Source organism: Arthrobacter oryzae, from assembly GCF_037911235.1.
GTDB classification, from domain to species: Bacteria; Actinomycetota; Actinomycetes; order Actinomycetales; family Micrococcaceae; genus Arthrobacter; species Arthrobacter oryzae_E.
In genome coordinates, this window is record NZ_JBBLYW010000051.1 from 75,533 (window position 1) to 88,195 (window position 12,663).

Annotated in this window: 13 protein-coding genes; 4 read left to right on the top strand and 9 right to left on the bottom strand. The window is 67.2% G+C overall.

Annotation, left to right across the window (positions count from 1 at the left end; translation table 11 throughout):
* Positions 1-89 precede the first annotated feature (89 nt).
* Entirely contained in the window at positions 90-536 is a 447-nt protein-coding gene (locus tag WMN78_RS14165) for a hypothetical protein (protein WP_340534379.1), read from the top strand.
* A gap of 22 nt (positions 537-558) precedes the next feature.
* Here WMN78_RS14165 and WMN78_RS14170 read toward each other — a convergent pair whose 3' ends face one another.
* The 3 genes from WMN78_RS14170 to WMN78_RS14180 all read right to left on the bottom strand — a co-directional run bounded on the left by WMN78_RS14170 (position 559) and on the right by WMN78_RS14180 (position 2,456).
* Entirely contained in the window at positions 559-954 is a 396-nt protein-coding gene (locus tag WMN78_RS14170; protein WP_340534380.1) for a hypothetical protein, read from the bottom strand.
* A gap of 6 nt (positions 955-960) precedes the next feature.
* Positions 961-1,932: a tRNA (guanosine(46)-N7)-methyltransferase TrmB gene (gene trmB, locus WMN78_RS14175; protein WP_340534381.1), complete on the bottom strand. Its 972-nt coding sequence runs from the start codon at positions 1,930-1,932 to the stop codon at positions 961-963.
* Positions 1,933-2,015: 83 nt separating this feature from the next.
* Positions 2,016-2,456, bottom strand: coding sequence for a hypothetical protein (locus tag WMN78_RS14180; RefSeq protein ID WP_340534382.1), 441 nt, complete (start codon positions 2,454-2,456; stop codon positions 2,016-2,018).
* Between the two features lie 176 nt (positions 2,457-2,632).
* On the opposite strand from WMN78_RS14180, the gene WMN78_RS14185 reads away from it, so the two are divergent.
* Positions 2,633-3,901, top strand: a complete 1,269-nt coding sequence (locus WMN78_RS14185) for an MFS transporter (RefSeq protein ID WP_340534516.1) — start codon at positions 2,633-2,635, stop codon at positions 3,899-3,901.
* Between the two features lie 53 nt (positions 3,902-3,954).
* Here the strand turns inward: WMN78_RS14185 and WMN78_RS14190 are convergent, their stop codons facing one another.
* The 3 genes from WMN78_RS14190 to WMN78_RS14200 form a co-directional block, all read right to left on the bottom strand.
* The gene (locus tag WMN78_RS14190) at positions 3,955-5,151 is read right to left on the bottom strand and encodes an ABC transporter substrate-binding protein (protein ID WP_340534383.1); all 1,197 of its coding nucleotides are present in this window, start codon (positions 5,149-5,151) and stop codon (positions 3,955-3,957) included.
* Positions 5,152-5,437: 286 nt separating this feature from the next.
* Positions 5,438-5,959 (bottom strand): hypothetical protein, encoded by a 522-nt coding sequence (locus WMN78_RS14195; protein ID WP_340534384.1) that lies wholly within the window; start codon positions 5,957-5,959, stop codon positions 5,438-5,440.
* Positions 5,956-7,284, bottom strand: a complete 1,329-nt coding sequence (locus WMN78_RS14200; RefSeq protein ID WP_340534386.1) for an MFS transporter — start codon at positions 7,282-7,284, stop codon at positions 5,956-5,958. The genes WMN78_RS14195 and WMN78_RS14200 overlap by 4 nt, the downstream gene beginning before the upstream one ends.
* Before the next feature lie 136 nt (positions 7,285-7,420).
* On the opposite strand from WMN78_RS14200, the gene WMN78_RS14205 reads away from it, so the two are divergent.
* Positions 7,421-7,894: a MarR family winged helix-turn-helix transcriptional regulator gene (locus WMN78_RS14205; protein ID WP_340534387.1), complete on the top strand. Its 474-nt coding sequence runs from the start codon at positions 7,421-7,423 to the stop codon at positions 7,892-7,894.
* Between the two features lie 85 nt (positions 7,895-7,979).
* A complete protein-coding gene (locus tag WMN78_RS14210; RefSeq protein WP_340534389.1) occupies positions 7,980-9,443 on the top strand; it encodes an MFS transporter in 1,464 nt (487 codons plus the stop codon).
* 52 nt (positions 9,444-9,495) lie between these two features.
* Here WMN78_RS14210 and WMN78_RS14215 read toward each other — a convergent pair whose 3' ends face one another.
* The 3 genes from WMN78_RS14215 to WMN78_RS14225 form a co-directional block, all read right to left on the bottom strand.
* Entirely contained in the window at positions 9,496-9,834 is a 339-nt protein-coding gene (locus WMN78_RS14215) for a hypothetical protein (RefSeq protein ID WP_340534390.1), read from the bottom strand.
* A gap of 185 nt (positions 9,835-10,019) precedes the next feature.
* A complete protein-coding gene (locus WMN78_RS14220) occupies positions 10,020-11,312 on the bottom strand; it encodes an MFS transporter (RefSeq protein WP_340534391.1) in 1,293 nt (430 codons plus the stop codon).
* A gap of 27 nt (positions 11,313-11,339) precedes the next feature.
* The gene (locus WMN78_RS14225) at positions 11,340-12,563 is read right to left on the bottom strand and encodes a M20 family metallopeptidase (RefSeq protein WP_340534392.1); all 1,224 of its coding nucleotides are present in this window, start codon (positions 12,561-12,563) and stop codon (positions 11,340-11,342) included.
* Positions 12,564-12,663 lie beyond the last annotated feature (100 nt).

Sequence of the window (12,663 nt, forward strand, 5' to 3'; positions counted from 1 at the left end):
AGCTCTACAAACGCCGCATGCCCTGCAAGCGCCGCCCGCCCTGCAAACCTGCCAACCCTGAGTTACCGCTGAAGGAGCAACCACCAGCCATGACAGTTCACATCGAATCCCCGCTCGGTTTCACCGCGGACTTCCCCGACCACACCCTCATCCTGGACGACTCCACCGCCGGTCCGAACACCGAGCAGTACGGGCTGCCTGGGGACGTCCTCGTCACTGTCATCAGGGACGACACTTCCGTTGCGGGTCCGGCCCAGGCCAACGGCTGGGCGCACCTGATGTCAGACCACTACCTCGAGGAGCGCGGCGGCAGCCTGCTGACCGAGGGCGAACTGAACCTTCCCGGCAAAGCCGCATACGCCGTCGTCGTCGGTTACGACGACGCACGCGGCGACGCGAAAGCGGCCGCCACCGTGGGCGTGTGGGAAAAGGACCGCTTCATCGGTGTGGTGGTGATCTGGCCGTATGCCGACCCCCAGCTCGAGCCGCGGATCGGCCTGCTCAAAGAAGTGGTCGGCGCCATCCGGGTGAGCTGACGCCTGGAACGGCGCCGTCCCCTTAGCCGAGGAGGGGCCACGGTCCGGCTAAGCCGGCCCAGGTCCAGATGCCGCCCGTCATGTTGAACGCAGTAAATGCCAGACCCAGCAGCCCGGTGATCCTCGCGGCGTTCATCCGCTGTGAGCGTTTGATGGCCATGATTCCCGTAACCACGGAGGTCAGGACCAGCCCCGCCAGGAGACCCGCCAGAACCGCCAGCAGGACCCAGTAACCGCTGGTGTCCGGCAACGGGACGTTTGCCAGGAGGGGTTCCGCGGCCGCCATGATGAACGTTGACAGGCCAACCATGGCCGCCACCGGTGCCAGCACAGCGGTGACGAGGCTGGTGATGCCGGCCGCTAGCCCGCGCGAGTCAGCGGAGCGGCGCTGCGGGGGCGAGGGCTGGGCGGAGGCCATGGTGCATCATAACCGCCGGTAGCACAGATCGAAGATGAGGCGGCCTGCTTCGTGTGCCTTGTTTTCGAAGCTCGTCCGGATCCGGCCCTCGAACCGGGGCGCCCAGCCGCCGGTTTCATCCACGCCCTCGTTGGGGCCGGTGTGTTCGGTGCTCACCGGTGCGCGGCCCTCCTTGACCGGCGCACCGCCCACCAGGGATTCGACGCCGGACTGCCACACCTGGGTGAGGGGGCTTTCCGGACCCCGGCGCTCGCCGTCGTGCAGGTTCACGAAATCGGCGGAGCCAGCCATCACATCGCGGACGTGGACGGCGTAGTTGGACCAGTCGGTGGCAACGCGGAACAGGCCGCCGGGCTTCAGTGCCGTGGCAACGAGCGCGGCGAACTCGGGTTGGATCAGGCGGCGCTTGTGGTGGCGCGACTTGTGCCAGGGGTCGGGAAAGAAGACCCAGACCTCGCTGACCGAACCCGCAGGCAGCATGGTGGCCAGGACCTCCGGGGCGTTGGCCTCCACCACCCGGACGTTGCTGAGCCCGCGGCTGTTGATCTTGATCATCGTGTTGGCGAGCCCGGGAGTGTAGACCTCCACGGCCAGAAAATCCCAGTCCGGGTTCTCTTCGGCCGCGTGGCAGACGGCATCGCCCAGGCCCGAGCCGATCTCCACGATCAGGGGCGCGGTGCGTCCGAACTCCGCCTTGGCGTCGAAAACGTAGTCAGGGTGCACCGACGTGTTGGCGATGTGCCGCGGGACGTCAACCGCCCAGCGGTCCGAGTGTTCCTCCCAGGCCAGCTGCCGGCGGCCCTGTAAACGGGTTCCGCGGCGCACGAAGCTGACCGGCCGGCCTCCGTAGGTTCCGAACGAGGCCTGGCTGCCAGGGGTCACCGGCCGGGCCGCCTGCGGCTGGTCGGGGGTCGAATCCGGAGCAGCCTCCGGCGTCTGGGCAGGGGAAGGCTCAGGGGTTTCTGGGGATTCACTCATCCCCTCCAGAGTAGTTGAGATCATCCCCTGGAAGCGGCCAAGGCCCCGGACTGGCAGCCGTGGGCATACGGGGGCGGGGCGAGTCAGAACAAAATCATGAAATCCCCTTTCCTGAGCACGAGCATCAAGGCAGCGGCGGCGTGCAGCCCGGAGATCCACAAGCCGGCGATGGCGGCCGTCCAATTGTTTGATCCGGAGGAGGAACGCCTGACTGCAGCGATGCCAAGGGACACGGCGAGAAGCCCCAGAACCGCTGGCAGACTCCAGAGGACCAGCGGTGCCACCCAGTCCAGTTGACCGCGGCCCATGTCCGCCCGGGTAAGCAGCGCGGCTATCAGGCTCATGGGTATGGTCACGACCAGACTCGCAGAGGCAGCGACACTGAGAACCAGGCTGGCGATACCCGCCCCGCCGTTACCCGGGCGGCGCGGCTGGGCGGATGGTGCCGGGGCGGGCGGCGGCTCGTGGCGTGGCGGCAGAGGCGTTGACCCTGCTGTTAAGACGTGCGGCTCTGGCAAACTCATGTGGTCTCCTTGTGCCTTTACGGGAGGTGTCCTGTGGCGCCAGGACCTGGTCAGTTCAGACTAGGGACGGCCGGACCGGGCTGCTGCGGGTATTCGGCCCTATGTGGATAACTCCTGCAAGAATGGGGCTCGTGACCGAAGCCCAGAACGAAACCCCTAACTCGGCAGCGAAAACCATGGCGCCGGCGCGCGTCCGGCGTGCGGACCCCGGCACGCTGGTGGACGCCGAGATCGACGACCTGCCTGCCGCCGAGCCCACACGGGTGAGCAGCCGCCGCGGGCTGGTGTACCTCGGCGTGTGCCTGGTGCTGATCGGGCTGAACCTGCGCACCGTGTTCTCCAGTTTTGCGGCGGTGCTGCCGGAAATACGGTCCGACGCCGGCCTGCCGGGCTGGGCAGTGGTGGTCCTCACCACCGTGCCCGTGACCCTGCTGGGAGTTTTCGCCCCGTTGGCGCCCGTCCTCGCCCGGCGCTTCGGTGCCGAGCGGGTGCTGCTCGGAGCCATGGGCGTGCTTACCGCCGGGCTGCTGCTCCGTCCGCTGGAGCTGCCCGGCGCCGGGCACCTGCCCGCCCTGCTGGCCGGAACAGCGGCCTGCGGAGCCGCCATCGCCCTCTGCAACGTGCTGCTGCCGGGGCTGGTGAAACGCGACTTCCCGCACCGGCTGGGGCTGATGGGCGGGCTGTACACCACCGCCATCTGCGCCTCCGCCGCCCTGGGCGCCGGTTTCACGTACCCGGTGTTCACCGCGTCGGGGGAGTGGACGGCGGCGCTGTGGTTCTGGGCGCTGCCCGCCGCCGTCGTCCTTTTGTTGTTCCTGCCGCTGGCCGTCCGGCAGCGGCACCCGCGGCACCAGGCCGTTGCCGACGGCGTGAATGTGTGGCGCTCGGCGGTGGCCTGGCAGGTCACCATCTTTATGGTGCTGCAGGCCATGATGTCCTTCAGCGTGTTCGCCTGGCTGGCGCCCATCCTGCGGGAACGCGGAGTGGACGGCGCAACGGCCGGACTGATCGTCTCCGCCTCCATCGTGCTGCAGATGCTCGGATCGCTCTTCGCTCCGGCGCTGGCCGCAAGGTTCCGCGACCAACGGGCCATCAACACCGTGGTGGCCCTGATGACCGGGGGCGGGTTCGCGCTGAGCATTTTCGGGCCGCTGGACGTCATCTGGGTGTGGACCGGGCTGCTGGGCCTCGGGCAGGGCAGCCTGACCGCGGTGGCGCTGACCATGATCATGCTGCGGACCCGGGATGGTCACACCGCCGCGCACCTGTCCGGCATGATGCAGGGCGTGGGCTACGGCGTCGGCTCCACCGGGACACTGATGGTGGGGCAGCTGCACCAGGCCACGGGATCCTTCGCCGCGGCGGGGGTGCTGTTCCTGGTGGTGGGGGCGCTGGCCGCGGTGTTCGGGTACCGGGCCGGGCGGGACCGTTTCATCGGCGGCTAACCGGCTGAGGGGGCTGCGCCTGCCGCCCCCTCAGCCCCGCGGCGTTAGCCGGCTCAGTCCTTGCCGAGCCCGGCGGCGCTGACCCTGCTGCCGCCGGTTTCGGCGGTGACGCCGTTCAGTGCCGTGAGGTCGAAGATGCCGTTGATGTCGGCCTGCTTGGTGGTGCCGGCGTCCACACCGTCCTGCAGCAGCTTCGTGTAGGCTCCGGCCAACGGATCCACGGTGAAGACGATGTTCTTGAGCGACCGCTCAATGACGTCGGGCTTCAGTTCGGCGCCGGACGCTTCCTTCAGGGCGGCGTTGATCACGGAGGATTTCTCGTCCGCGGCAGCGGCGTTGAGCCAGGCCACGGATTCGGCGTGGCCCTTCAGCAGTGCCTTGACGGTGTCCGGGTGATCGGCGGCGAAGTTTTTGTTCACGATCAGGATGGTGGTGGGGAACTCGCCGGGCTTACCGGTCAGGGAACCGTCCCACAGGTCCTTCTCGTCCACCAGCACCTTCGCGCCGGCCTGCAGCACCAGCCGGGACGCCCACGGCTCCGGCAGCCACGCGCCGTCGAGCTTGCCGTCCTGGAACAGCTTCAGGGTCTGCGCGTTCTCGGTCGGGTTGATCGCCACATCGCCGCTGCCGTCGGTGTTCGTCTTGTAGCCCTGCCCCGCCAGCCACGCCCGCAGCGCCACATCCTGGGTCCCGCCCAGCTGCGGCGAGGACAGGGTCCTGCCCTTCAAATCCGCCGCGGACCCGATCTCCGGCCTGACCACCAGCTGCGCGCCGCCCGCCGCCGCGCCCGCGATGATGCTGACGGACTCGCCCTGGCTCTTCACAAACGAGTTGATCGCCGGATTCGGACCGATATATGTGGCATCGATCGCACCGGCGTTCAGCGCCTCGATCGCGGCCGGCCCGGCGTTGAACACCTGCGTGCTGAGCTTCGTATCACCCAGGCTCTTGGCAATGAAGCCTTGCTTGACGCCCACCAGGGCCGGGGCGTGCGTGACGTTGCCGAAATAACCCAGCTTCAATTCCGCCGCCGGCGCGCCCGTCACGGCGGCCGCCGGCTGCGCTTCGGTGTTGCCCCTAGCGCCGGACAGCGACGACGCCACTGCCGCGCCGCCGGCAATGAGTGCCACGAGACCGGCGGCGACGCCGATTCCCAGGGCGCGCTTGCGCTTTAGTCCGAAGCTTTGGGGCTTGTGGGCTTCCCCCGCAACGATGCGGGTGGATCCTTTGGGGTTCTGATGCGATGACATGGGGATTCCTTCACGATTGCGGCGGTCACCGCAGGGGCTTCACCGCTGGTCAGCGGTCGATTGGACTGAGATTACGGTCCGGCCTGTCGCGGCATCAATGGCCTGCGTCGCGCGCGTTCACCCGCGTTAATCCAGTGACTCAAAGCGTCATCGTGGACCCCGAACCGGAGGCGCAGGGCGTGTCAAAGGTAACGGGGCGTCACGCAAGGTAACTGCCGCCGTCGTCATCGTTTTGGGTGGCAGAGGCGCCATCCGACCCCGGAGGTGCCCGCCCGCGCCTGCGTGCTCAGGCGGGGAACATCGGACGGCAGTCGGTGCAGGTGTCGGCATCGGCGTCCGGCGATCCGCCGCGGCCCAGCGTGACCTTGCGCTCCAGCTCCAGGCGGCCGTGCAGGGCCCACGCCATGACGCCCAGGGACAGCAGCCCGGCGGCCACCTGGGCTGACGGCAGTTCCTCCCTCGCCGAGCTCGCCCACACCGCGCCGAAGAGGCCCAGTACGGGCCAGCGCAGATCGCACAGCGTGGAAGCCGCGCCGATCGGAGCGTTCACGTAGCTCCCTGCCAGGAAGCCGGCCAGGATCGACCCCGCGCCCACCAGGACGTAGCCCGTCCAGCCGGTGCCCCCGCCGGCAATCATGCCGTTTGCACCCGTCAGGAAGATGGCGGCCACAACGGCCGCAACAAAGGCGGTAGCCACCCGCTGGCGGGACCAGCTGCGGAGAACCAGCCGGAACTGCCGGAGGCGGCCAGCCGTTGCGTCGCTTGCGTCCCGGCGGACGTCCGACTCGGGCGTGGTGTTGTTTGTCACGGCTGATTGTGGTCTTGGGTGGGGTCCTGGTCGGGGCGTCGCGGCTGCAGGAAAGTCCAGATGGTCACGACGGCCACCAGGGCTATGGAAAACAGTCCCAGCCCGGAATACCCGACGACGGCCAGCACAGGACCGGCCAGCGCTCCGCCGGTGGCCCCGGCAGCGTTCATGCTCAGGTCCGAAACACCCTGGATCGCAGGCCGGTCCTGCACATGAGCCGACTCGGCCACCAGCGCAGAGCCGGCGACCACCGAGGCGGACCAGCCCAGCCCCAGCAGGATGAGGCTGGCGGTCACGGCCGCGCCGGAGTCCGGCGCAACCCCTGCCAGCAGCAGTGAAAGCAGCAGCATCGCCTGGCCCAGGAGGATGGTGCGCAGCCGGCCGGCCTTATCCGCCATCCAGCCGAAAACCGGAGACAGCGCGTACATGCCCGCGATGTGCAGGCTGATGGTCAGGCCGACCACCGTGAGGCTGGCCCCGTGGTCGCGCAGGTGCACGGGCGTCATGGACATCAGCGCCACCATTGTGGCGTGGCTGAGTGCGACGGCGGCCACCGCATACCGCGCCCGGGGGTTGCTTCGCAGAATCCGCAGGCCGCTTTTTGGCCGGGGTGCTGCGGGATCGGGCACGCGGGAGGCCATGGCGGTGAGCAGGGGGTCCGGCCGCAGGCCGGTTGAATAGACGACGGCGGCAGCCAGCTGGGCGGCGACGGAAAAGGCGAAAGCACCTGTCAGCGGGGGAAGGCCAAGGGTTGCGCCGACCGCCTCGCCAGGGCCAAAAAGGTTCGGCCCCAGGACGGCGCCGATGGTTGTGGACCACACCACAATGGAGAGGTCACGGCCCCGGGAACCCGGGCGGGACAGATCGGTTGCGGCGAAGCGCGCCTGCAGGTTTACCGCGGAACCCGCACCGAGGAGCATCAGGCCCAGCAGCAGCACAGGAAAGAGACCCAGGGCGGCCGAGCTGATGGCCAGCACGGCGCCCGCCCCCGCAATGAGGGCGCCGGTGGACAGCGAGATCCGCCGGCCGCGGGCCTGGGCCAGGCGGGCCAGCGGGACAGCGGCGAAAGCGGCGCCGAGCGTGCTCATGGTGGCTGCCATGCCGGACCAGGCGTTGGATCCGGAGAGCTGCGCCGCGAGCAGGGAGCCGAGGGAAAGCGTCGCCCCCATGCCAATGCCGCCGAGGATCTGGCCGCCGACGAGAATGGACACCACGCGGCGTTGGAGGCGGTGGTCCTCAAGCCGGCGTTGGTCCTCTGTGGCGGCCGGCCTTGGCGTGGCGGACTCGTCTAGCTGCAGGCCTTCCGGCCGTTCCTCTGCGTTCATCTTGGTCCTTTTGGGCTCCCTGGCACGGTTCTGCGGTGGCGGGGGGACACGTCCAATATACCCCACCGGGTATACTGTGGGTATCAGCTGCGGCGTTCGCAGCACCTTGACCCTGGACCCCGCCTATGCTGAGGGGATGGAAAATGTTGGCGGAGGTGAAGGATCTGCACAGGCCGTGGACCTCCGCGCCCTCGCTGTGGCCATTCTTGACATTTCCGCGGACGTCAAGCGGAAGTCCCACCAGGAGACCGGGGTCCGCCCGCTGCCCAATGGCCAGCTGGAGATCCTCCGGGTGATCGAAAACCACCCGGGAATCACTGTCGCCGAAGTCGCCAGCCGGCTGGGTCGGCAGTTCAGCAACGTGAGTGTGCAGGTGCGCGAGCTCGTCACCGGCAACCTGGTGACCCGCACGCGAGACGCCGCCGACAAGAGGTACGTCGCCCTCCATCCCACCGGGGAGTCCCAGCGCATCAAGACCGTGCTGGAGGCCGCTTGGGCGGAGTCGCTTGCGGCAGCAAGTTCCAAGCTTCTCCCGGCGGAACGGGAGCAGATCTCAGCGAGCCTTCCGGCGCTCCAGCGCCTCGCTTCGTTTCTCGACGAACCCGCGTAGCCATCGTCACACCGTTTTTGTCTTAGTGGGCACTGGCTAGGTAGTTATACTTCTATAAGTATTACTACTTGGAGGGTTGTGAAGGATGGCACTAGATACGGCAACAGCGCAGGTGCGGCAGGAGGAAAAGCCGCAGAAAGCGTGGTGGGCACTGATTTTCCTTGCCCTTGCGCAACTCATGGTGGTCCTGGATGGCACGATTGTGAATCTCGCCCTCCCGCGGCTGCAGACCGAAATGGGGATCAGCGATTCGACGCGGTCCTGGGTGGTGACGGCGTACGCTCTGGCTTTCGGGGCGTTCCTGCTGCTGGGCGGACGGATCGCGGACTTCTGGGGACGCAAGCGGACCTTCATCGTGGCCGCCGTCGGTTTCGCCGCCGCGTCGTTCGTAGGCGGGATCGCGCAGGAATCGTGGGAGCTGATCGGCGCGCGCGCCCTTCAGGGTGTGTTCGCCGCGCTGCTGGCGCCTGCCGCGCTGGCGCTGCTGACAGTTGCGTTCCCCGCCGGCAAGGACCGCGGTACGGCATTCGCGATCTTTGGCTCCATCAGCGGCGTCGGGGCAGCCATTGGCGTCCTCCTGGGCGGCTACCTCACGGACTACGCGTCCTGGCGGTGGTGCTTCTTCGTGAATATCCCCATCGCCGTCATCGCCTTTCTCGGCGTCTGGCTTACGGTGCGCGAAAGCAAAGCTGAAGGGTCCACCAAATACGACTGGCCCGGCGTCGTCCTCGCAGCCCTCGGCCTGGGGTCACTGGTCTATGGCTTCACCAATGCCGAACACGGCTGGGGTGCTCCGGAAGCCTGGGGCTTTATCCTGGCAGGCGTGGTGCTGCTGGCCCTCTTCGTGCTGGTGGAGAAAAACGTGAAGCATCCCTTGCTGCCGCTCCGCGTCGCCACGGAGCGCAACCGGGCAGCAGCGTTCCTCGCCTCGTTCCTGTCCGGTGCCGTCCTGATTGGCGGCATTCTGTTCATCAACTACTACATCCAGATCGTGCTCGGTTTCGCGCCGTTCCCGGCAGGCGTTGCGTCCCTGCCCATGACCGTGGTGCTGATCGCCACCGCTGCAGTGGTTGCGAAGAACCTGCCGAAACTCGGGGCGAAAATCCCCACCGCGGTGGGACCCGTCTTCATGGCGGCTTCCATGCTGTGGCTGACGCAGGTCAGCGCCGAAGGCAGCTATGCCGTGAACATGCTTCCTGCCCTGATCCTGATGGGGATGGGCCTTGGCATGGTGTTTGTTCCGATGCAGAACCTTGCCCTTTTCGGCGTGGACAAGGATGACTCCGGGGTTGCCAGTGCCCTGGTCAACGCCTCGCAGCAGATCGGAGGCTCCCTGGGCATTGCCCTGTTCAGCACCATCGCAGCTGCATTTACGGCTGCCGCAGGTGGCGCCTCCAGGGCGGCGCTGACAGCCGGCTACTCGGCGGTGTTCCTGTGGGCGGCGGCCGTGGCAATCCTGATCATCCCGGTTGCAGTAGTGCTGATCAGGATCGACCGGACGACGTTCAGCGGCGCCGATGCCGAGGCCGCTCCCGTCCATTTGGGCTGACGGCAGCTCGGGAGAAGGGCTGCCGTCGCGCCGAAACACCTGGTGGCAGAGACTAGTTGCAGAACTGCCCGAATGTAGCGCCGGCCTTCTGGTAGTCGGCCTGCAGCTGGGCCATCTTTTCAGCGTCGGGCGACTCTTTCGCGTTCTCATCGGCGTAATCCAGGATCGCCTGCACGGCGGGCTTCATCTCATCGGAGGCACCTCCGACGAGCGGGCGGAGCCGGTTGCCGAGGATGATCATCCCGGTCTTGCCGGCGCTGGTGCTGGAGTCCGTCACAACGATCTTGAGCCGGTCGCAGGTTTCGGCGGTGGTCAGTTTTGCCGGTGCGGAGCAGGCGGAAGCGGAGATGATGAGCCCGGCGGCGAGCAGGGCCGTGGTGAGTTTCTTCATGGTTCCCTTGGTAGATGGCTGTCGGTCGATTGTACGCAGGTCAGACTGGGCATCCGGTGTGCGGGCCGGGCCTGTGACGCTTCAGACGCGGCACCAACGAAGGCCGGGCGGCCGCGCCGCCCGGCCTTCGCCGGTTCCGTCTCTGTTGGTCCCCCTGGGCGAACCATGCCGCCAGCCCGGGAACGCTAGTGCGTCAGGTCCTTGCCCTTCGTCTCCGGGATGGTGAAGACGAACGCGATGCCCACCAGCAGCAGGAGCACGGCGTAGACATTGAACAGGTTGGCCTGTCCGATGGTGCCCAGCCAGGTCTGCAGGTACGGCGCCGTGCCGCCGAAGGCCGCGACGCAGATGGAGTAGGGAACGCCGACGCCAACGGTGCGGATCTTGGTGGGGAAGAGCTCGGCGTAGACGGCGGGAACGATGGCGGCGCTGGCTGCGATGAAGAACAGCATCACGGACATCGTGACGGCCAGCTGCCAGGGGGAGTCCTTCAGCAGCCAGGTCATGGGGAAGTGCAGCAGCGCGGCGCCGGCCGAGCCCGCGATCAGGACCGGCTTGCGGCCGATGCGGTCTGACAGCTTGCCCCAGAACGGCAAGGCGGCGATGAAGACGATGTTGGCGATCACGCCCGCCCACAGGGCTTCCCCGCGGTCCATCTTCAGTGCAGTGGCGGCGTAACTCGGCGCCACAACGCCCCAGATGTAATAGCTCACGGTCAGGCCGACGGTCAGGCCGATGACCTGCAGGGCCTGCTTGCGGTGCCGATAGATCTGCGGCCACATCGGCTCGTGCTTTTCCTTGGGCGTTTCGGCCGCGAAAGCCTCGGTTTCCTTCATGCGTGCCCGCATCACCAGGGCGTAGACGCCCAGGGCGCCGCCGATCAGGAACGGGATGCGCCAGCCCCAGGCATTCATGTCAGCCGAGCTCAGGATGTTGGACAGGACGGCGCCGAGCAGGGTCCCGGCCAGGATGCCGGCGGTGCCGGACGTGTAAATGAGCGTTGCCCAGAAACCGCGCTTTTCCTTGGGGGCCATCTCGGAAAGGTAGGTTTGCGACGACGGCAGCTCGCCGCCGTGGGCCAGGCCCTGGATCAGGCGGGCCACCAGCAGCATCACGGATGCGAAGGCTCCCACGGCTTCGAAGGTCGGGGCAATGCCGATCAGGAGGCTGCCCAGCGCGGCGAGACCCACCGCGAACGTCATGGACGTCTTGCGGCCGATCCGGTCACCGATCCAGCCGAAGACGAAACCGCCGAACGGACGGGCCACGAAGCCGACGGCGAAGATCGCCAGGGTGGCGAGGAAGGCCGACGTCGGGTCCGCCTTGCTGAACAGTGCGCTCGCGATGAACGGTGAGAAGGTGGCGTAGATGGCCCAGTCGTACCATTCAACGGCGTTGCCGATGCCGGTCCCGATGAGGGTCCGCAGGTGCGATTTGTGAACCTGGACCTCGGCTGGCATGCCTACGGTGGAAGTCATGTGATGCTCCAAAAAGTGGTCGGAAGGTCAGTTGTCGGCAGCCGCAAGGGCCGCGATGCGGGAAACAGCCAGCTCCGCGTAGAGCGCTGCGCCGTCGGAGAGAACGCCGTCGTCGAACGTGGCGTAGGGGGAATGGTTGAACGGGGTGGACGTGTGGTCCGCCCCCGGGGCGACGGCGCTGAGGCCGATGAAGGTGCCGGGCACCTCCGCCATGACCCGGGAGAAGTCCTCCGAGCCGCTGAGCGGCGTGGCCCAGCGGGTGAGGCGCGATTCTCCAAAGAGCTCCTGGATGGTCCTTTCGGCGGTGTTCGTCTCGTCCTCGTCCGTAACGCTGAGCGGGTACTCGGAGCGGTAGTCCACATCCACCTCCAGGCCGTGGGCGGCGGCGATGCCTTTGAGCAGCACCGGAATGGCCGTCATCATCCGCTCCCGGGATGCATCCGAGAAGGTGCGCACGGTGGCTTCGAAGCGCGCGGATTCAGGAATGACGTTGCGCTTGGTGCCTGCCTGCAGGAGGCCGACGGTAAGGACCACCGGATCAAACATGTTGAACTGGCGCGTGATCATCACCTGCAGTGCTGTCACCATCTCAGCCACGGCCGTGACGGGGTCCTTGGCGGAGTGGGGTGCGGAGCCGTGGCCGCCGGCACCCAGGACGGTGACGAAAAGTCCGTCCGAGGCACTGAGGATCACGCCGGGCTTGGTGCAGAACTGGGCGTGCGGTTCCAAGGCGGAGAACACGTGCATGGCGTAGGCGGCGTCCACGCGGCGGCCCGCAGCATCCAGGACGCCTTCGCGGATCATGTGGGACGCGCCGTCGAAGCCTTCCTCGCCGGGCTGGAACATCAGGACAACGTCGCCGGCCAGCTGATCCCGGCGGTCGGCCAGGAGGCGGGCTGCGCCGGCAAGCATGGAGGTGTGAAGGTCGTGGCCGCAGGCGTGCATGGCTCCGTCGACGCGGGAGGTGAAGTCGACGCCGGTGCGCTCCTGGACGGGAAGGCCGTCCATGTCCGCGCGGAGCAGGACCGCCGGCCGCTGGGCCGAAGCGTGCGGTGCGCCGCCGCGTAAAACAGCAGTGACCGACGTCGTGCTCTCACCGAGGGTGATCTCGTACGGCAGGCCCTCAAGTTCCTGAAGGACTTTTTCCTGGGTCCGGGGGAGGTCAAGGCCGATCTCCGGCTCCCGATGCAGCTCATGGCGGAACCGGGCGATTTCGCCCTGCAGTTCCTTGGCATCGGCGGTGATCGACATATGCTTTCCTCTTTCCCGAACGATTGGTTGGTGATCTGCAACCTATTGTGGAGTGAGCTGATTCACAATTTCAGAAATAGCTGGAAAAAATCACAACTAT